Source organism: Azospirillum sp. CT11-132 (assembly GCF_047302835.1).
Taxonomy (GTDB): Bacteria; Pseudomonadota; Alphaproteobacteria; order Azospirillales; family Azospirillaceae; genus Azospirillum.
This window is the reverse complement of record NZ_JBGLZA010000002.1, coordinates 159,472-178,698: the sequence shown is the minus strand read 5'-3', so window position 1 is coordinate 178,698 and position 19,227 is coordinate 159,472. Positions and strand designations below refer to the sequence as shown.

Sequence of the window (19,227 nt, the reverse complement as noted above, 5' to 3'; positions counted from 1 at the left end):
TGCCCCGCTCCGGACCGGTCGCCATATCCGTGGACATACACCGACCGTGCCCATCCGGAGCCCCCATGTTCTTCGGCCCGCTTCCCCTGTCCGATGCCGAGGGTGCGATCCTCGCCCATTCCCTGCGCCTGAGCGGGCTCGCCTTCAAGAAGGGCCGCCGGCTGTCGGCCGATGACGTCACTGCCCTGCGCGCGGCCGGCGTTTCGGAGGTGATCGCCGCCAAGCTGTCCGACAGCGACATCGCCGAGGATGCCGCCGCCACCCGCATCGCCGCCGTCATGGCCGGCGGCTCCGTCCAGGTCGCCGCCGCCTTCACCGGCCGGGTCAACCTGTTCGCCGAAGCGCATGGGCTTCTGCGCCTCGACACCGCCCGCATCGACGCCATCAACGAAATCGACGAGAGCGTCACCATCGCCACCCTGCCCGACTTCGCTGCCGTCGAGCCCGGCCAGATGCTGGCCACCGTCAAGATCATCCCCTTCGCCGCCCCCGCCGACGCGGTGGAGCAGGCGGAACACATCGCCGCCGACGGGCCGCCGCCACTGGCCGTCCTGCCCTATCGCCCGCTGTCGGTGGCGCTGATCCAGACGCGGCTGCCGGGGGTGAAGGACAGCGTGCTCGACAAGACCGTCAACGTCACACGGGAGCGGGTCGAGGCGCTCGGCGGCACGCTGATCCATGAGTCGCGCTGCGACCATGACGAGGCGGCGCTGGCGGCTGAGATCGCAGAGGCGCCGCCGGCCGACCTGCTGCTGATCGCCGGCGCGTCGGCCATCACCGACCGGCGCGACGTGCTGCCGGCGGCCATCGAGCGGGCCGGCGGCGTGGTGGAGCATTTCGGCATGCCGGTCGATCCCGGCAACCTGCTGCTTCTGGCCCGGCGCGAGGGCAAGCCGGTGCTGGGACTGCCGGGCTGCGCGCGCTCGCCCAAGCTGAACGGCTTCGATTGGGTGCTGCAGCGCATCGCCGCCGGCATTCCGCCGAGCCGCACCGAGGTGATGCGGATGGGCGTCGGCGGGCTGCTCGCCGAGATTCCGACACGCCCCCTGCCACGGGCGGGTGTCTCGACCGAGACGCCCCGCGCGCCGCGCGTCACCGCCCTGGTGCTGGCCGCCGGCCGCTCCAGCCGCATGGGTCCGACCAACAAGCTGCTGGCCGAGGTCAACGGCGCGCCGCTGGTCGCCCGCGCCGTGGATGCGGCGCTGGCTTCGCAAGCCGCCAACGTCATCGTCGTCACCGGCCACCAGGGGGAAAGCGTGGCGCGGGCGCTGGCCGACCGGCCCGTCACCTTCGTCCACAATCCCGCGTTCGCCGAGGGGCTGAGCAGCTCGCTGCGCGCCGGTCTGGGGGCGGTGCCCAGCGAATCCGATGCGGTGGTGGTGTGCCTGGGCGACATGCCGCGGGTGGCGTCCGCCGTGATCGACCGGCTGATCGCCGCCTACAGCCCGGTGGAAGGCCGCGCCATCTGCATTCCCACCACCCACGGCAAGCAGGGGAACCCGGTGCTGTGGGACCGCGCCTTCTTCACGGAGATGGCGGCGCTGACGGGGGACGCCGGGGCGAAGCGGCTGATCGGCCAGCATGCCGACCGGCTATGCGAGGTGCCGGTGGACGATGCCGGAATCCTCTACGACGTCGATACCCCCGACCTGCTGGCCCGTTTCAGCGAAACCGTCAGCGCGCCAGATCCAGCCAGCGCCGGGTCATCGCGCGGGTGAAGCGCTCCGCCACCGGCAGGTGGGTGGCGATGGAGTCCTCCAGACTGTGCAGCATCTCGGCGTTGCTTTCCCGCGCCTCCTCCCGGATGCGCGAGGCCCAGCCGCGCAGGATGTCGCCGGTGGCCTCGGGGTGGAACTGGAAGCCGTAGGTGGCGCGGCCGAGGCGGAAGGCCTGCCGGTCGCAGGCCTCGCTGGTGGCCAGCGGAACGGCGCCGTCGGGAAACTCGAAGGTGTCGTAGTGCCACTGGGCGAGGTTCAGCTCCGGACCGAACCCTGCCAGCAGCGGGTCGTCCTGCGCGCCGTCGGTCAGGCTGACGCGATGGATTCCCAGTTCCGGCGTGGTGTGGCGGTAGACCTTGGCGCCATAGGCGCGGGCCGCCAGCTGCGCGCCGAGGCAGATGCCCATCACCGGCCGGTCGGCGTCGGTGAAGTCGCGGATCGTCTCCATCACCCGACCGAAATGCGGCCCCTTCTCGTCGTTCCAGGCATCCTGCGGGCCGCCCAGCACGACGAGGCCGGCATAGCCGTCCTTATCGGGGATCGCCTCGCCTTCGTTGGCGGCGACGGTGTGGAGGGTCGCGCCGTTGTCGGTCAGCGCATCGCCCACCAGACCGATGGGAGCGGTTCGGCTGTTCTGAACGACCAGGATGCGCATGGGTCTGCTCGGCTCGCGTCGTTGGTAAGGCTGTCATCAAGTTGTGAGACCGTCGCAGGCGGAGTTCAAGCCGCAGCCGCTCCCGATCTCATGCTCCGCGCCGCAAAGCCGCTATGCGCGGCGGGGCAAAGCTGATCTAGAATACACAGGCATGTCCTCGGAGGTCCGTTCTCCATGCCGTTCCGTTTCCGCCTGATCGCCATTCCACTGTTCGCCGTCATCTTCGGTGCCGCCCTGCCCAGTTGGGCGCAAAACGGCACGCTGACCTTCCTGCACGTCAACGACGTGTACGAGATCGCGCCGGTGAAGGGACAGGGCGGCTTCGGGCCGCTGATGACCCTGCTGAAGCGCGAGCGCGCGGCGGCGCCCGATGCGATCACCACGGTCGGCGGCGATTTCCTGTCGCCGTCGCTGCTGTCGGGCACGACGCGGGGCGAGCAGATGATCGCGCTGTTCAACGCCATCGGCGTCGATGCGGTGACCTTCGGCAACCATGAATTCGACTTCGGCCCCGATGCGCTGAAGCAGCGCATGGCCGAATCGAAGTTCCCCTGGATCGGCAGCAACGTCCGGTCGGCCGACGGCTCCGCCTTCGCCGGCACGGTGCCGAACTGGACCAGGACCATCGACGGCATCGCCGTCGGCTTCATCGGCCTGATCACCCCCGACAGCGCCCGCCTGTCGAGCGCCGGGCCGAGCGTGAGCTTCTCTCCGGTGCTGGAAACGGCCGCGGCGGCGGTGAAGGAGTTGCGTTCCAAAGGGGCCTCGGTCGTGGTGGCGCTGACCCACCTGACCATCGCGGAGGACCGGGAACTGGCCGCCAAGGTCAAGGGCATCGACCTGATCCTGGGCGGCCACGACCATGACCCGATCAGCTTCTATGAAGGCTCCACCCTGATCCTCAAGGCCGGGCATGACGCACAGTATCTCGGCGTCGTGAAGCTGGCGGTCGAGACCAAAGAGTCGGGCAAGGGGTCGTCAACGACCACCATGCCGACCGAATGGCGCTTCGTCACCACCGCCGGCGTCGCCGCCGACCCACAGGTGGAAGGGGTGGTGGAAGGCTACACCAAGCGCCTGGATACCGATCTGGCCACGGTGATCGGCACCACGGCGACGGACCTCGACAGCCGCAAGGACGTGGTGCGCAGCCGCGAAGCCAGCATGGGCAACCTGATCACCGACGCCCTGCGCGACGCGCTGAAGGCCGATGTCGCCATCACCAACGGCGGCGGCATCCGCGCCGACGCGCTGCATCCCGCCGGCTCCAAACTGACCCGCAAGGACATCTTCGCCGAACTGCCCTTCGGCAATGTCGGCGTGCTGGTGGAGATGTCGGGGCAGGATCTGATCTCCACCCTCGAACACGGCGTCAGCAAGGTGGAGGAGAAGGCCGGCCGCTTCCCGCAGGTCTCCGGCCTGACCATGACCTATGACCCCAAGGCTCCGGCCGGACGGCGGGTGACCTCGATCATGGTGGGTGGCAAGCCGCTGGACCCGCAGGCGACCTACCGCGTCGCCACCAACGATTACATGCTGAAGGGCGGCGACGGCTATGCCGCCTTCCCGCGGGCCAAAGTGATCGTCGATGCCTCGGGCGCGGTGTTGCTGGCGACCATCGTGATGAATTACGTCGAGGCGAAGAAAACGGTCGCGCCCGCGGTAGAGGGACGGATCGTGGCAAAATAACGCAGTGGCCGGGACATTATAGAGCCCGAAGGCGACACTCCGTTGCGCGCGGCCGGCATTTCCATCTAGGGTAATCCGTCCGCCCTACATCCGCGCCGAAGGCCGCCGCATGTCCGACACCCTGACCGCCCGCTCCAACGACTTCGCCCAGACCTTCAACACCGCCCATGGCGAGGCGGGGCTGGGCCGGGTGTCGATCGCCCATATCCTGCAGCGCATCCAGTCCGACCCGAACTTCCTGTTCAGCGACGACTTCCGCAAGGGCGCCGGGCAATGCCCGTTCCATGCCGGCAAGGCCGAGGGAACGGCGGACGGTGCAGCCCCGATCGCCCAGGCCCCCATTCCCCAGGACGACGCCGACAAGGTGGCGGTCAACAGCCTGCTCGCGCTGCTGTTCAACCGCCTGCGCGACCACATCGCCGAAAAGCTGCCTTTCGATGCGGATGGCCGGCCGATGCTGCCGATCCCGCCGCGCTCGCCGCACGGGCTGGACCCGGCCGACCGCGCCGCCATGGCGGCGGCGGCGCCGGACGTCTTCTGCTCCGTCCTGCGCGACGCCACCTGCCACCTGCTGGATGGCCTCATCACCGGCTGGGCCGTCGATCTGGTGCGCGAGGAAGAGTATTTCCGCTCCCAGGGCTCCGGCGAGATCTCGCTGGAGGCGGCGGCGACCTTCGTCCTGCGCACGCTGCTGGAGCATTCGCCGCTGTACCAGCGTGCCGGCTACGACATGCTGTCGATCACCAAGACCGGCAGCCACACCGCGATCCACATCTGCTGGGCGATGGTGGAGGCCGCGCCGTTGCTGGTGCCGGGGCGCGATGCCGCCTTCTACGACGATCTCGTCCACCGCAGCCTGAAGCAGATCGTGCCGCTGTCGATGGCCAGCCTGGGCATGCTGGTCCATTACATGGAGGAAAGCGGGATCGAGCCGGCCGACGGGCTGGCCGTCCACCGGCTGCCCAAGGACCAGACGGCCTTCGTGCTGGACGCCAACGGGCTGATCCGGCTGAACGCCGATCCAATCGTCACCTTCGCCAAGCCGGGCGAGCGCTATTACACCGGCTGCCCGGCCTTCTACACCACCAACCTGATCAAGCTGTATCTCGACATCGTCGCCGGGCTGGCGCTCGACTACGGCGTCTACGACCGCCTGCAGGAGGGCTGAGCCCGATGGCCCGGACCAACGATTTCGCCCTGACCTATGCCGGCGCACATGAGGAAGCCGGGATGACCCGGATCAGCCTCGCGCCGATCCTGCACCGGATCGCCGAGGAGCCGGCGTACCTGCTGAGCGAAGAGTTGCTGACGCTGGCCGGCCACTGCCCGGCCCATGCCGACACCCGCAAGGAGGATTTCGAGAAGGTCGCGATCAACACGCTGCTGGGGTTCCTCTATGTCGATCTGCGGGAGCACATCATCGCCCGCATGCCGCTGGACGAGTCCGGACATCTGCTGCTGTCGACCCCGCCGGACTCGCCGCATGGGCTGGACTTCGCCGATCCCGACGGCATGGCCGCCGCCGATCCCGACCGCATGGTCGGCTTCCTCCGCGATTCCGTCTGCCATCTGCTGGACGCCATCATCAAGGATTGGGCGATCAAGGTGATGGTGGAGGAGGACCGCTGCCGGACGGAAGGCACCATCACCGACATGGCCGCCGCCGGCTTTGTGCTGGGGCGCGAGTTGCAGAAGTCGGTCCTGCACGGGCCGTCCGGCTACGATATGCTGTCGATCACCAAGACCGGCAGCCACACGGCGCTGCATGTCTGCTGGAATCTGGTGGAGGCGGCGCCGCTGCTGCGTCCGGGGCTGGACGCCGCGGCCTATGATGATCTCGCCCGCCGCAGCCTGAAACAGGTCCTGCCGCTCGCCATGGGCAGCCTTGGCATGCTGTGCCAGTTCATGGCGGCGGGAAAGATCGAGGCCGACGACCATCAGGCCATCCACCCGCTGCGTTCCGACCAGTCGGCCTTCCTCTACGATCCGGACAAGGACCTGATCGTCCTCAACACCGACCTGATCGAACCGATCGCGATGGCGGGGGAGCGCCATTACACCGGCTGCCCGGCCTTCTACGCCAACGGCCTGATCAATCTTTACATGGAAATCGTGCTGACGCTGGCGGCGCAGTACGGCATGTATGTCCGGCTGCAGGACAGGGTCGCCTGACGCTTTGGCGTGATGGGGTTCTTGACGGAACGCCGGCCATGCCTATGTTGGCGTTCCGTCAGAGTCGGAAGGTTTGGAGTTGGCGAAGAAAAGCACCCTGCGGGCGGTCACCACCACCGCGCTGGCCGACGCGATCAAGCGCGGCCGCAGCCGCATGGCGACGCCGTGGCAGCGGGCGCTCGGCCATCTGGAAAGCGTGTTCATCGATCACGCCTGTTTCCGGCTGATCTATTCCAACACCTACCGCATCTCGCCCAACATGTACCGGGCGAGCCAGCCCTCGCCGTCGCACATCGCGATGGCGAAGCGCAATGGGGTGAAGACGATCCTGAACCTGCGCGGGTCGCGCGACTGCGCCTCCTACATCCTGGAGGCGGAGGCCTGCCGCGCCCATGGGCTGGAACTGGTCGATTTTCCGGTGAACTCCCGCGACATGCCGAAGAAGGAGACCCTTCTGAAGGCGCGCGAGTTGTTCAAGACCATGACCTATCCGGCGCTGATGCACTGCAAATCGGGCGCCGACCGCGCCGGCTTCATGGCGACGCTGTACCTGTTCGCCCATGAAGGCCAGCCGCTCGACCAGGCGATGAAGCAGCTGTCTTGGAAATACGGCCATTTCAAGCAGGCGAAGACCGGCATTCTCGATTACTTCTTCGAACTCTACGCCGCCTACAACCAGAAGCGCCCGATCGCCTTCTGGGATTGGGTCGAGCGCGTCTATGACCCGGTGGAGGCCAAGGCCAGCTTCCGGTCGCGCGAATGGGCCGATGCGGTGGTCGACCGGGTGCTGGGCCGCGAATAGCGCGGCCCACCCGTTTCACCGGGCCCTATTCTGTTTAGCGTGCAACGTACCAGTCGGCGCGGTGATTGAAGGCGACGAAGGCGTTCAGCACCGCAGCCCCCAGGATCGACGCCAGCAGCGCCGGCCACTCCAGAACGAAGGCGGCGGCCGAGAACACCGCCAGATCGAACAGCGCCTGCAGCCAGCCGGCGCGGAACCCGGTCTTCTCCTGCAGGTAATAGGCGAGGATGCCGACACCGCCGCCGCTGGCGCCGTGGCGGAACAGCGCGATGACGCCGATCCCGACGCAGAAGCCGGCCAGCACCGCCGCTACATAGGGGTTGATGGCGCTGAAACTCATCATCGTCGGCAGCAGGCCGGACAGCAGGGCGATGCCAGTCACCGCGACCAGCGACCTGATGGTGAAGCCGACGCCGATGCGGGCCAGCGCGAGAAAATAGAAGGGCAGATTGACCAGGAAGAACAGAGGTCCGAAATCCACGCCCGTCGCGTAGGAAATCACGAAGGCCAACCCCGCCGCCTGCCCGGTGACCAGTCCGGCGGCATGGAGAATGGCAATCCCGAACGACGTCATGACAACGCCGAACAGTTGACCTTGCAAATTGTCAAAGACACTGTGCGCCGCACGCGGGCGCTCGTAAGTGACTGATGCAGGGGATGACGAAATGGTCGAGACGGAATTGTTCGTCATGCCAGCTACCCCTTGGCGTCGCCTGTGTGTTTACACGCGAGCGCCAATATAGGTCATTTCTGCTGACCTATCCATACTTCGCTTCGGCGAAGGGGTGAGCTATGCGATTTGCTGGGGAGCGGCCGGTGGGGTGGTCCTTTGGTGCCAGCCGCTTTGCCCTCTCCCCAACCCTCTCCCGCAAAGCGGGGAAGGGTTGGGGAGAGGGCAAGAGGCCGCAGCAATCGCAAGTCAGAAATCACGCCGCCAACGTCCGCGCCAGCGTGTCGCCGTCCACATTCCGCCCGGACAGCACCGCCACCGTCCGCCCGGTTCGCCCAAGCCGACCGCCCAGCACCGCGGCGACTCCGGCGGCGCCGGCCCCTTCCGCCACCACGCCGAAGGACCGGTGCAGGGCGCGCATCGCGGCGGCGATTTCCGCCTCCTCCACCTCGACCACCCGGTCGACAAGGGTGTCGACGATGGCCTGGGGCAGTTTGCCCAGCGCATGGACGTTGATGCCGTCGGCCAGCGTCGGGCCGCCGCGCCGGGCAAGCCGCACGCCGATCACCCGCACCCACGGGCGCTGGGCCTTCACCGCGGCGGCCACGCCGGCCAGCAGCCCGCCGCCGCCGACCGGCACCACGACTGTGTCGACATCCGGCCGGTCGGCCAGAATCTCCAGACCGACCGTTCCCTGCCCGGCGATCACATCGGGATCGTCATAGGGGTGGAGAAAGGTCAGCCGCCGCTCCGCCGCCAGTTCCAGCGCCTTGCCCTTCGCCTCGCCCACCGTGGCCCCGTGCAGCACCACCTCGGCCCCCAGTTCCGCGGTCCGCTCCACCTTGCAGCGGGGGGCCGTCTCCGGCATCACGATGGTGGCCTTCACCCCCAGCCGGGCGGCGTGCAGCGCCACCCCCTGCGCATGGTTGCCGGCCGACATCGCCACCACCCCGCCGGCGCGTTCGGGCGCCGTCAGCCGCAGCAGGCGGTTCAACGCGCCACGCTCCTTGAAGGCGCCGGTGGCCTGGAACACCTCCGCCTTCAGCCACAGATCGCGGTCGAGCGTCGGGGCATGCAGCAGCGGCGTGCGAACGATCTGGCCGGACAGCCGCCGGGCGGCGTCGGTCACCGCTGACAGCGGCAACCAGGCCGGCAGACGGTCTTCGGGGTCGTGGTGCTGGACAGGAGCGCAGACGGAGAGGGTGCGCGCGGCATCGGCATGCGCGGTGAACATCGCGAAGTTCCTCGACGAACGAATTTTCTGGATAGGACGGGCGTGCCCCGGACCGCCTCAGCGGACCGGGTGAATAATTCGCGCCGAGCCACACATTCGCTCGCCGAGACGGACGCCGTTGTTCGACGCCGCAGCAGCGGTCATGCTATAGGACTTGTCATGAACCGGATTGAGGGCTCCGGGGACCACAGGGTGCAGCGACACGCCACACACTCCACACGACCAGTGAACACGAACGCGGCAACTCTCCGACGCTTCAGAGCGCCGGGCCGGTAATTCGCATTCGCATGGTGTCGGTGGTGTTCATAGGATCTGCATACCCGTTGCCGCGGCGGCGGTCAAGCCGTCATCGTGCAAAATGTCGCAGGGGCATGCCGGCCCTCAGGCCACCTCGACCCGGTTCCGCCCGAGCGCCTTGGCCCGGTAGAGCGCCTGATCGGCCCGCCCCAGCACGCTTTCGACCGTATCCTCCAGCGGACGCAGCTCGGTCAGGCCGAAGCTTCCGGTCAGCTGGAAACACCGGCCGTCGGGAAGCTCGATCGCCAGTGCCGCCAGTCCGCCGCGCAGCCGCTCCGCAATCGCCGCACCGCCGGTGCGCGAGGTCTCGGGCAGCAGAATGGCGAACTCCTCTCCGCCGATGCGGCCGATCTGGTCGCTGCCGCGCAATTGGCTGCGAATCTCCTCGACCACCCTGCGGATGGCGACATCGCCGGCGGCATGGCCCAGTTCGTCGTTGATGCGCTTGAAATGGTCGATGTCGAGCATGACGAGGCAGGTGGACCCGGCACCCCGCCCGTCCACGATCCGATCCAGCAGCTCCAGGATTTGGCGGCGGTTGTGGGCGCCGCTCAACGGATCGGTGGTGGCGAGGCGGTGCAGCTCATGCTCCATCCGCCGGCGCTCGGTGATGTCGGTGGCGATGCCGATCACCCCGGTCTCCGTTCCGTCGGGGGCGGTCAGCGGACGCTTCACCACCAGCAGTTCCCGCGTCCGCCCGTCCGGTCCCTCCACGCTCGATTCGAAGGAGAAGGCCCCCATGCCGGCCGACATCGGATCGGACGCGGTCTGGCGGCCGGCGGACCATTCGATCCCGTCGGAGGCATTGGGAAACAGCTCGCGGAAGGCACGGTTGCACAGGGCATACCGGCCGGCGGCGTCCTTGTACCAGACCGGGCTCGGCATCATCTCGACGAGGTTTTCGATGAAACGGCGCTGCCCGTCGGCCAGCGCGGTCTGCCGTTCAAGTTCCGCCGTGCGTTCGGCGACACGGCGTTCCAGCGACTGGTTCAGCGTCTCGATGGTGACGAGATCGCGCCAGCTGCGCACCGCGCCGACCAGACTGGTGAACAGCTTCTGGGCGGTCAGTTCCGCCTTGCTCTTATAGTCGTTGATGTCATAGGCGACGATGGCCTCGCGCTCCGGCGCCTGTCCGGGCTGGCCGGTGCGCAGGATGATGCGGATGTGGCGGTTGCCCAGGTCGCGCCGGATGTGATGGACCAGATGCAGCCCGGCATCCTGCGTCTCCATCACCACGTCGAGCAGAGCCACGGGCAGGTCCGACCGTTCGGCGAGGATCTCCCGCGCCTCCGCCGCCGAAAAGGCGCTGACGATGGCGAAGCGCCGGCCTTCGAACTCGAAATCCTTCAGCAGCACGCGGGTCATCGCGTGCACCTGCTCGTCGTCGTCCACCACCAGGATCGGCCAGGGGGCAGCCGCCGCCGACCGCCGTTCCGGCACCGCGCCGGGGTCTTCGTCCTCGAACATCAGGTCATCGGGAGACACGTCCCCGGTCGGGGCCTGCCCAGATAAGGTTTGCATAGGCCTGTCGCTCACTGGGGCTCGATGTCGACGCCGGAGAAGTCCTGAATGAAGATGTTGTTGGTGTAGTTCTTCACCTCTTTGCGATGGGCGACGGCAATGATGGAATTCGCGATGGGAAACCACGGGGCTTCCCGATGGAAGATGCGCTGTGCTTCCTTGTAATCGGCGGTGCGGCTTTCGATGTCGCTGGTGACCTTGGCCTTCGTGATCCGGTCTTCGAAATCCGGATTGCACCATCTCGCAAGGTTGGCGCCGCCCGGACGCACGGCACCACAGCTCAGCAGGAAATAGAGGAAATTGTCGGGATCGCCGTTGTCGCCGGTCCAGCCGTAGATCACCATGTCCGGATCGCCCTGCGTCACCTGCTGGCGATAATTGCTCCAGCTGTCCGTCTTCAGGGTGACGCGGATCCCGACGCGCTCCAGATTCTCGCGGATCATTTCGGCGGCGCGCTTGCCGTTCGGCAGGTAGGGGCGCGTAACCGGCGTGTACCACAGATCGAGCGAGAAGCCCTCGGGATACCCCGCCTCGGCCAGCAGGCGGCGGGCCGCCGCCGGGTCGAAGGGATAATCCTCGACGCCGTCATCGTAGGACCACATGCCGGGCGGGATCGGGTTCTTCGCCGGCGATCCCCCGTTCTGATAGACCGCATCGACCAGGGTGCGCTTGTCGATCGCCATGGTGATGGCCCGCCTCACCCGCACATCGTTCAGCGGCGGCTTGCTCGTGTTGAACGCCATATAGGCGACGTTCCGGCCGTCCTGCTGCTCGATCACCAGATTCGGATCTTTTTCGATCGCCCCCATTTCGGCCGGGTTGGGGAAGATCATCACATGGCATTCGCCGGACCGCAGCTTGTTCAGGCGCACCGCGATGTTCGGCGTGATCGAATAGATCAGGTTGTCCAGCGGCTGGCGTCCCCGCCAATAGCCGTCGAAGGCCTTGTAACGGATCGCCACATCCTTGTGGTAGGACACCAGCCGGAACGGCCCCGTCCCGATGGGCTTCTCGTCGAACAAATCCTGCTTGCCGGCCTTCATCAGGACATCGGCGTATTCGGCGGATTGGATCGACAGGAACGGCATGGCCAGATCGGCCAGGAAGGGAGCCTCCGGATGGGTCAGGGTGATGCGGACCGTGTGATCGTCCAGCTTCTCCACCGACTTCAGCAGAGTCGGAAGCCCCATGCCCCTGAAATATTCGTAATTCGCCGATCCGACAGCGTGATAGGGATGCTCGGCCCGCCATTGACGGTCGATGGTGAACAGCACGTCATCGGCATTGAGCGGCCGGCTCGGAGTGAACAGATCGTTGGAATGGAAAGCGACATTCCGACGAAGACGGAATTCATAGACCAGACCGTCGTCCGAAACCTTGTAGGATTCGGCCAGACCGGAATTCATGACCTGCCCTGCCGGACCGAATTCCACCAGATTGTTGAACAGCGGCGTCGTAGCATTCACCGTCGTGCCCGAGGTCGACACCTGCGCATTGAAACCCTGCGGATTCCCTTCCGTGCAGTAGACCAGCGACTTGTCGGCGAGCGCCGGGCCCGACAGCACGGCAAGCCCGATCAGAACAGCAGCCCCCTTCGCAAGACTCCGCATCGATGTCTTCAGCGGCAAAGGCATTCACTGCTCCTGCGGGGACGGTATTGCGGGCGCCAACGATACGTTATCAGTAGCAAATCGCCGTGGAAAGCGAATGGTGAAGCGCACGCCGCCGCCGGAAGGGCTATCGACCGCGACCCTGCCACCCAGGCGATTCGCCACGAGATTGTACACAATGTGAAGCCCGAGGCCGGTGCTGCCGCTTCCGCGTCTGGTGGTGAAGAACGGATCGAACACCCGCGCGAGATCGGTCTGGGCGATCCCCCGGCCATCGTCGGCGTAGACCAGATCCACCATGTCCGGTTCCGGCGCGGCGACCTGGATCAGCAGATGGCCCTGCTGCCCCTCGTGATAGGCGTGGGTGATGGAGTTCATCACGAGGTTCGTCAGGATCTGGGCCAGAACGCCGGGATAGCCGTCGATCTCGATGTCTTCGGGGCATTCCACCCGCAGGCTGTGACCCGCCCTGCGCCATGACGGGCTGAGGCTGGTCGCCAGATCCTCCAGATAGGGCTTCAGCAGGAACTGCCGCCCTTCGCCGCTGGTCTGGTCAGCCGCCACCTGCTTGAAGCTCTGCACCAGATCGCCGGCCTGCCGCAGGTTCAGCACCATCAACCGGGCCAGCTCGTCCGCCGTCTCGTGGAATTCGGCGAAGTCGCCGCGGCGCAGATTGCCCTCGCCCGCCAGCCGCCCGATGGCCGCCAGCCGGTCCTGAAAATGGGTCGCGCCCATCAGGGCATTGCCGAGCGGGGTGTTGATCTCGTGCGCCACGCCGGCGACCAGCCCGCCCAGCGACGCCATCTTCTCCGCCTGGATCAGGTCGGCCTGGGTCCGGCGCAGGTCCTCCAGGGCGCGGTCGGCGCGGTCCTTCGCGTGGCGGGCCGCCTGTTCGCGCAGGCCGATCTCGCGGATGAAGAAGGCGGCGGCGCGCGCCATGGCGCCGAATTCGTCCTGGCGGCGGGTGCCGTCGATCGGACCGGCCAGCGGATCCTCGGCCAGCCGGGTCATCTGCCGCTGCAGGCGCAGAACCGGGCGGCTGATCGACCGCGCCACCACCGACGCGGCGCCGGCGGCCAGCAGCAGGCCGATGGTCGCGCCGATGACCAGGATGCGGGTCAACAGTTCGCCGATGCGCGCGGCCTCCTCGCGGAAGGTCTCGTCCAGTTGCCTGGCGGTTTCGACCAGGGCGCCGGCGTCGCGGTCCATGGCGATCAGAAGCTGGTTCAGGTGGCGCAGCCCGTCCGCCGTGCGGCGCAGGCTGTCGCGCCAATTGCGGATGGCCGCCAGCACCTCGTCCTGCAGCAGCGGCGACATGGGAAGCTCGCGCACGGTCGCCAGCAGGGCGCCGGCATCGGCGACGATCCGGTCGGCCTCCTCCGCGTCGCGCACGGCCACGGCGTCGGCCGCCCGCCGGCCAAGGCGCAGGGCGACGACGGCGACGTTCTGCGTCTCCTGCTCGGTGTCATTGGCCTGGATGGCATAGGCGATCAGCTGGACCACCTCGTCCTGGATCGCGGTGTAGCCGGTGGACTTCACCATCAGGATCCGGGCGGTCAGCGCCTCGATGGCCGCAGCCGCCTCCGCGCCGGCGCGCTGTGCCGAGTCCAGCGCCCGCTGGGCCGCGGCGGTGCGGGCCTGGGCCTGATACAACCCGTCGAGCGCCGGGCGCAGCGTCGGCAGCAGAGAGGACAGGTAGGTCACGTCGGGCTGACGGCCGAGCGTCCCGGTCAGGACCAGCGCCCGCACCACCGGCAGCATGCGGAGGACCTGTTCCCCCAGCATCCGCTCGCCCAGACTGCCGGCAGGTCCGGCATCGCCCCCATCATCGCCATTGGCCTCCGCGATCCCAGCCGCCGCCTGTGCCGCCGCCTCGAACCGGTTCAGCGCCGCGTCGCGCTCCGCATCGGCCGCGCGCAGATCCGCGACGGCGCCCTGCAGCCCGGCGACGGTGGCCGCGTAGCGGGCGGCGGCCTGCTTGGCCGGATAGCGGTCGACCAGCGGATCCGTCCGCCCCAGCACCGCCTGCAGCCGGTCGGCGGTCGCCGTCAGCCGGTCGGTGGCGATGCGGAAATCGCCGGCGGTCAGGGGCTGCCCGCCGCCATGCAGGCCGCGGCCGAAGCCGAGCGCCGCGACATGCTGGGCCTCGGCGCGCTGGAGGTCCAGCATCGCCTCGCGCAGTTCGTGGGCGCCGTCGACGACCTCGCGGCTGTCGCGCAGGCGCTTGTCGGCCTCCGTCAGCGATCCCAGGGAGTCGACGTTGGCGGCATGCTGCCGTTCGCGGGCGCGGTCGGTCAACGCCATCAGGGTGGCGGCGTGGAGCCCCATGTCGGCCACGGCGGCGTCGTTCGCCGCGGTCACCTGGATGAAGCTGCGCATCTGGTCGACATAGCGCGCCAGCACACCGGTCGCGCGCTCCACCTCCGGCCGGTGGGTCCTGGCCGATCCGGCCTCGTCCAGCTGCCGCAGTTCGGACGCCGCCGACTGCGACATTTTTTCGAAACGGTCGGCACGGCCGGCGCGGTCGGCCGGCGCCACCTGGAGATAGTCGATGCGGGCCGCCGTCGCCGCCAGAACGTCGCGATAGACGGAGCCGGCGAGCACCGCCGATTCATAGACCCGCTCGCTGCGGGCCAGCAGCAGCCCGCCGGCGACCGCGATCACCGCGGCGACCGCCACCGGCACGCCGCCGACCATGGCGATGCGCGACCTAATCCTCATCCGCGCCCCGCCGCGCCGTCACGCGCGCAGGCTGCCCGGACGGGCCGCCGGGACAGGGGCAGGGATCGGGCAAAGGGTGATCGGCGAGCCGCCACGAACGCTCCGCATTCAGGACCTAATGGGCCTTAGCAGAGCAATGTTCGGGGGCAAAGGGGTAATGCTTCAAATGGGAACGGAGTAGAGCGGATGGGGCGAAGAGTCGCCCCGCCCTGCCCCACACCGCCCCGCCCTGCCGCGCTGTCGGCTCAGGACTTGCCGGCCACGCCCAGCTTGGCCTGCACCGCCGCCAGTCCGTCCTTGCCGTCGAAGGTGGTGACGCCGTCGAGCCAGCCCTTCAGCACGTCGGGGTTCTTCTTCAGCCAGGCCTTGGCGGCGGCCTCCGGCTTCTTGTTGGCGTTCATGATGTCGCCCATCACCGCATTTTCCATGTCCAGCGTGAAGGACAGGTTGGACAGCAGCTTGCCCACGTTCGGGCATTCGGCGGCATAGCCCTTGCGGACGTTGGTGCTGACGGTGGCGCCGCCCAGGTTGGGGCCGAACCAGTCGTCGCCGCCTTCCAGATAGGTCAGCTCGAAGCTCTTGTTCATCGGGTGCGGCTCCCAGCCCAGGAAGACCACCCAGCCCTTGTTGCGGGTCGCCCGCTTCACCTCGGCCAGCATGCCGGCCTCGCTGGACTCCACCAGCTTGAAGTCCTTCAGGCCGAAGGCGTCGGCCTTCAGCATCTTGTCGATGATGAGGTTGCCGTCGTTGCCGGCCTCGATGCCATAGATCTTGCCGCCCAGCTTGTCCTTGAACTTCGCGATGTCGGCGAAGGTCTTCAGTCCGGCCTCGGCGGCGTATTTCGGCACCGCCAGCGTGTATTTGGCGCCTTCCAGGTTGACGCGCGTCACCTCGACCGAGCCGTCCTCCAGCACCGGCTTGATGAAGGGCTCCATCGTCGGCATCCAGTTGCCGAGGAAGACGTCCAGCGACTTGGTCTTCAGCCCGGTGTAGACCAGCGGGACCGACGACATCGTGGTGGTCGGCTTGTAGCCGAGCGCGTCCAGCGTGACCGATGCGAGCGCCGTCGTCGCCGCGATGTCGGTCCAGCCGACGTCACCGAAGCGCACCGCCTTGCAGGCGGCCGGGTCGGCGGCCAGCGCCCCGCCGGCGCCCAGCGCCATCACCGCCGCGATGCCCGCGCCCACGATCCATTTGGCCGGAGCCTTCCATCCGTTCATGTGCTCAACTCCTCGTTCTTGTTGTTCCAGTCCGCGGCATCTGCCGTTTTCGTCATCGACGGAGCGGTGAAAATGGCGCATTTGTTGCGGCGCAAGCCAAGGTCCCGGTCGCGGACGGCCTTGGCGGACAAGGACAGGAGACCGCCAGCCCCATGCCCAAAGTCGGAATGGAACCGATCCGCCGCCGCCAGTTGATCGACGCGACCATCTCCTCGATGGGCAAGCACGGGCTGGCCGACACCACGGTGCAGACGATCAGCCGCGGGGCCGGCGTTTCGCCCGGTATCATCCATCATTATTTCGGCGGCAAGGACGAACTGCTGGCCGCCACCATGCGCAGCATGCTGCAACAGCTGCGCGACGACGCGACCAAGCGGCTGGCGGCGGCCGATTCGCCGCGCGCCCGGCTGGAGGCGATCGTCGACTGCAACTTCGCACCCGACCAGTTCGAACCGCGGGTGGTCGCGGCATGGCTGGGCTTCTGGGCGCAGGCGCCGCACAATCCGGCGCTGTCGAGGCTGCAGCGGATCAACGCCCGCCGGCTGCATTCCAACCTGCTGCACGCCCTGCGCCCGCTGCTGCCGCCGGAACGGGCGGAACGGGTGGCGGTCGGGCTGGCCGCGATGATCGACGGGCTGTGGCTGCGCTTCGCCCTGACCGGCGCCATCGACGGCAGCGCCGCGCGCGCCGTGGCGCTGGGCTACCTCGATTCCGAACTGAACGCCTGACCTCACCGCCGCCACCAGCGCCGCTTGGCCGTTCTGGCGGAAGCCGGTCGACCAAAGCCCCGGCCGAAGCTCTGGGTGATGCGGTCGAGCACGACGGCCAGGAACACCACGCTCAGCCCGCTCTGCACGCCAAGCCCGATGTCCAGGCGCTGGATGCCCTGCAGCACCACGTTGCCCAGGCCCCCGGCGCCGATCATCGAAGCGACGACGATCATCGACAGCGCCATCATCATGGTCTGGTTCACGCCGGCCATGATCGACGGCAGGGCGTTGGGAAGCTGTATTTTGAACAAAAGCTGGTGTTGGCGGCAGCCGAAGGCGCGGCCGGCCTCTACCAGCTCCACCGGAACCTGCCGGATGCCGAGCGCGGTCAGGCGCACCGCCGGCGGCATGGCGAAGACCACGGTGGCAATGATGCCCGGCACCCGGCCAAGCCCGAAGAACAGCACCGCCGGGATCAGATAGACGAAGGCCGGCATCGTCTGCATCAGGTCGAGCAGGGTCTTGCCCAGCCCATCGGCGAGCTTGCTGCGTGCCATCCAGATGCCGAGCGGCACCCCGCCGATCAGGCTGAGCGCGGTGGACGCCAGCACCAGCCCGAGGGTGGAGACCGTCGGCTCCCACAGCCCCATCACGAAGATGCCGCCCATCGCCAGCAGGGTGAACAGCGCGAAGCCACGCCCGACCCGCCATAGGGCGATGGCTGCCAGCACCAGCGCCAGCAGCCAGGGCGGCACCCCCAGCAGCAGCCCGTCCAGCGTCTCGCCCAGCCCGTCGACCGCCGCGGCGATGACGGTCAGCACCGGCTGCCCATGGTCGAGGATCGTGTTCACCAGCCATTCGGAGCCGCGGGCGATGCCGCCGCCGATGGTCTCGCTCAGCCACTCGACGTCGATCGGACCGGCGTCAGCCATGGCGCACCTCGCGCCCGGCATCCTCGCCACGGTCGAGAGCGGCCAGCAGCACGGCGCGGGAGATCACGCCGATGAGCCGGCCATCCGCCTCGATGACCGGCAGCGGACAGGGCGCCGCGGCGATCCGGCCGAGCAGCGCATGGATGGGGGTGTCGGCCGCCACCGGCTCCAGCCCGAACAGCGCCGATGCGCCGTCGCCGGCCAGCACGCCGCGGAAAATCCCCGCCGCATCGGTGCGGTAGCGGAATCGTACCGGCTCGTCGGGATCACCGTCGTCAGGCGGCCGGGCGATGTCGCGGGCGCGCAGAACGCGCGACGCATCGACGCCGCGGAAAAAGGCGCGGACATACTCGTCGGCCGGCGCGCGCAGGATCTCCGCCGGGGTGCCGATCTGGGCGATCCGCCCGTCCTCCATCACCGCGATGCGGTCGGCGATGCGCATCGCCTCCTCCGCATCGTGGGAGATGAAGACGATGGTGCGGGCATCCTCGCGCTGCAGCCGCAGAAGCTCGTCCTGCATGTCGCTGCGGATCAGCGGGTCGAGCGCCGAGAAGGCCTCGTCCATCAGCATGATCGTCGGGTTCTTGGCCAGCGCGCGGGCCAGCCCGACCCGCTGCTGCATCCCGCCCGACAGCTCGTTCGGATAGCGGTCGGCATAGTCCGCCAGCCCCACCCGCTCCAGCGCCGCCAGCGCCGCCCTGCGCCGCTCCCCCCGCTTCACCCCGGCGACTTCCAGCCCGAAGGCGGCGTTCTCCAGAGCGGTGCGGTTGGGCAGCAGGGCGAAGGACTGGAACACCATGCTCATGTCCCGCCGCAGCACCTCGACCAGATCGGAATAGGACAGGCCGGTGAGGTCGCGGCCGTCCAGCCGGATTTCCCCCTCCGACGGTTCGATCAGGCGGTTCAGCAGCCGGATGATGGTCGATTTGCCCGACCCCGACAGGCCCATGATGACAAAGATTTCGCCGGCCCGGATGTCGAAGCTGGCCTCGGCCACGCCGACATTGACGTTCAGCCGATGCAGCACCTCCGCCTTGGTCGCGCCGTTGCGCAGCATGTCCAGCGCCGGAAGCGGATCGTCGGCGAAGACCTTGCGCAGGCCGCGGACCGCCAGACGCACCGGTGCAGCGCCCGTCGAAGACGAGCCGATGGGCGTGGGCAGGATCATCGTCATGGGCAAGGCTTCCGGAACGCAACAGACCAGGGTGAAGACAATCGGGCCGTAGATTGCCCCGAGACAAGGGGCGCGGTCGATAGCTGCGTTCACGAAAGCTGC

15 protein-coding genes are annotated in these 19,227 nt (G+C 68.0%); 6 read left to right on the top strand and 9 right to left on the bottom strand.

The features are described 5' to 3' along the window. Positions 1–65: 65 nt before the first annotated feature. Complete coding sequence (locus tag ACCD06_RS02765; RefSeq protein ID WP_413338607.1) at positions 66–1,718, top strand: NTP transferase domain-containing protein; 1,653 nt, start codon at positions 66–68, stop codon at positions 1,716–1,718. Here the strand turns inward: ACCD06_RS02765 and ACCD06_RS02760 are convergent. Next, on the bottom strand, positions 1,675–2,373 hold the full coding sequence (locus ACCD06_RS02760; protein WP_413338605.1) for a type 1 glutamine amidotransferase: 699 nt from the start codon (positions 2,371–2,373) through the stop codon (positions 1,675–1,677). The two genes, ACCD06_RS02765 and ACCD06_RS02760, sit on opposite strands and share 44 nt — an antisense overlap. Positions 2,374–2,547: 174 nt before the next feature. Between ACCD06_RS02760 and ACCD06_RS02755 the strand changes: the two genes are divergently transcribed. The 4 genes from ACCD06_RS02755 to ACCD06_RS02740 all read left to right on the top strand — a co-directional run bounded on the left by ACCD06_RS02755 (position 2,548) and on the right by ACCD06_RS02740 (position 7,036). Next, complete coding sequence (locus ACCD06_RS02755) at positions 2,548–4,062, top strand: bifunctional metallophosphatase/5'-nucleotidase (protein ID WP_413338603.1); 1,515 nt, start codon at positions 2,548–2,550, stop codon at positions 4,060–4,062. 109 nt (positions 4,063–4,171) lie between these two features. Next, positions 4,172–5,230 (top strand): hypothetical protein, encoded by a 1,059-nt coding sequence (locus ACCD06_RS02750; protein ID WP_413338601.1) that lies wholly within the window; start codon positions 4,172–4,174, stop codon positions 5,228–5,230. Positions 5,231–5,235: 5 nt separating this feature from the next. Then, on the top strand, positions 5,236–6,234 hold the full coding sequence (locus ACCD06_RS02745; protein WP_413338599.1) for a hypothetical protein: 999 nt from the start codon (positions 5,236–5,238) through the stop codon (positions 6,232–6,234). Positions 6,235–6,313: 79 nt separating this feature from the next. Next, the gene (locus ACCD06_RS02740; RefSeq protein ID WP_109154912.1) at positions 6,314–7,036 is read left to right on the top strand and encodes a fused DSP-PTPase phosphatase/NAD kinase-like protein; all 723 of its coding nucleotides are present in this window, start codon (positions 6,314–6,316) and stop codon (positions 7,034–7,036) included. A 34-nt stretch (positions 7,037–7,070) separates the two neighbouring features. Here the strand turns inward: ACCD06_RS02740 and ACCD06_RS02735 are convergent, their stop codons facing one another. The 6 genes from ACCD06_RS02735 to ACCD06_RS02710 all read right to left on the bottom strand — a co-directional run bounded on the left by ACCD06_RS02735 (position 7,071) and on the right by ACCD06_RS02710 (position 16,309). Then, complete coding sequence (locus ACCD06_RS02735) at positions 7,071–7,727, bottom strand: YitT family protein (RefSeq protein WP_109157311.1); 657 nt, start codon at positions 7,725–7,727, stop codon at positions 7,071–7,073. 235 nt (positions 7,728–7,962) lie between these two features. Beyond that, positions 7,963–8,940, bottom strand: a complete 978-nt coding sequence (locus tag ACCD06_RS02730) for a pyridoxal-phosphate dependent enzyme (RefSeq protein WP_109157312.1) — start codon at positions 8,938–8,940, stop codon at positions 7,963–7,965. 381 nt (positions 8,941–9,321) lie between these two features. After that, positions 9,322–10,704: a diguanylate cyclase gene (locus tag ACCD06_RS02725; protein ID WP_413338596.1), complete on the bottom strand. Its 1,383-nt coding sequence runs from the start codon at positions 10,702–10,704 to the stop codon at positions 9,322–9,324. A 65-nt stretch (positions 10,705–10,769) separates the two neighbouring features. Then, on the bottom strand, positions 10,770–12,368 hold the full coding sequence (locus ACCD06_RS02720) for an ABC transporter substrate-binding protein (protein WP_413338594.1): 1,599 nt from the start codon (positions 12,366–12,368) through the stop codon (positions 10,770–10,772). 24 nt (positions 12,369–12,392) lie between these two features. Next, the gene (locus tag ACCD06_RS02715) at positions 12,393–15,089 is read right to left on the bottom strand and encodes an ATP-binding protein (RefSeq protein WP_413338592.1); all 2,697 of its coding nucleotides are present in this window, start codon (positions 15,087–15,089) and stop codon (positions 12,393–12,395) included. Positions 15,090–15,334: 245 nt separating this feature from the next. Further along, positions 15,335–16,309, bottom strand: a complete 975-nt coding sequence (locus ACCD06_RS02710) for a choline ABC transporter substrate-binding protein (protein ID WP_136703460.1) — start codon at positions 16,307–16,309, stop codon at positions 15,335–15,337. A 152-nt stretch (positions 16,310–16,461) separates the two neighbouring features. On the opposite strand from ACCD06_RS02710, the gene betI reads away from it, so the two are divergent. Beyond that, positions 16,462–17,037: a transcriptional regulator BetI gene (gene betI, locus ACCD06_RS02705; RefSeq protein ID WP_109157318.1), complete on the top strand. Its 576-nt coding sequence runs from the start codon at positions 16,462–16,464 to the stop codon at positions 17,035–17,037. 2 nt (positions 17,038–17,039) lie between these two features. Here betI and ACCD06_RS02700 read toward each other — a convergent pair whose 3' ends face one another. Continuing rightward, complete coding sequence (locus ACCD06_RS02700; protein WP_109157319.1) at positions 17,040–17,951, bottom strand: ABC transporter permease; 912 nt, start codon at positions 17,949–17,951, stop codon at positions 17,040–17,042. Next, the gene (locus ACCD06_RS02695) at positions 17,944–19,125 is read right to left on the bottom strand and encodes a quaternary amine ABC transporter ATP-binding protein (protein WP_247871622.1); all 1,182 of its coding nucleotides are present in this window, start codon (positions 19,123–19,125) and stop codon (positions 17,944–17,946) included. The genes ACCD06_RS02700 and ACCD06_RS02695 overlap by 8 nt, the downstream gene beginning before the upstream one ends. Between the last annotated feature and the right edge of the window lie 102 nt (positions 19,126–19,227).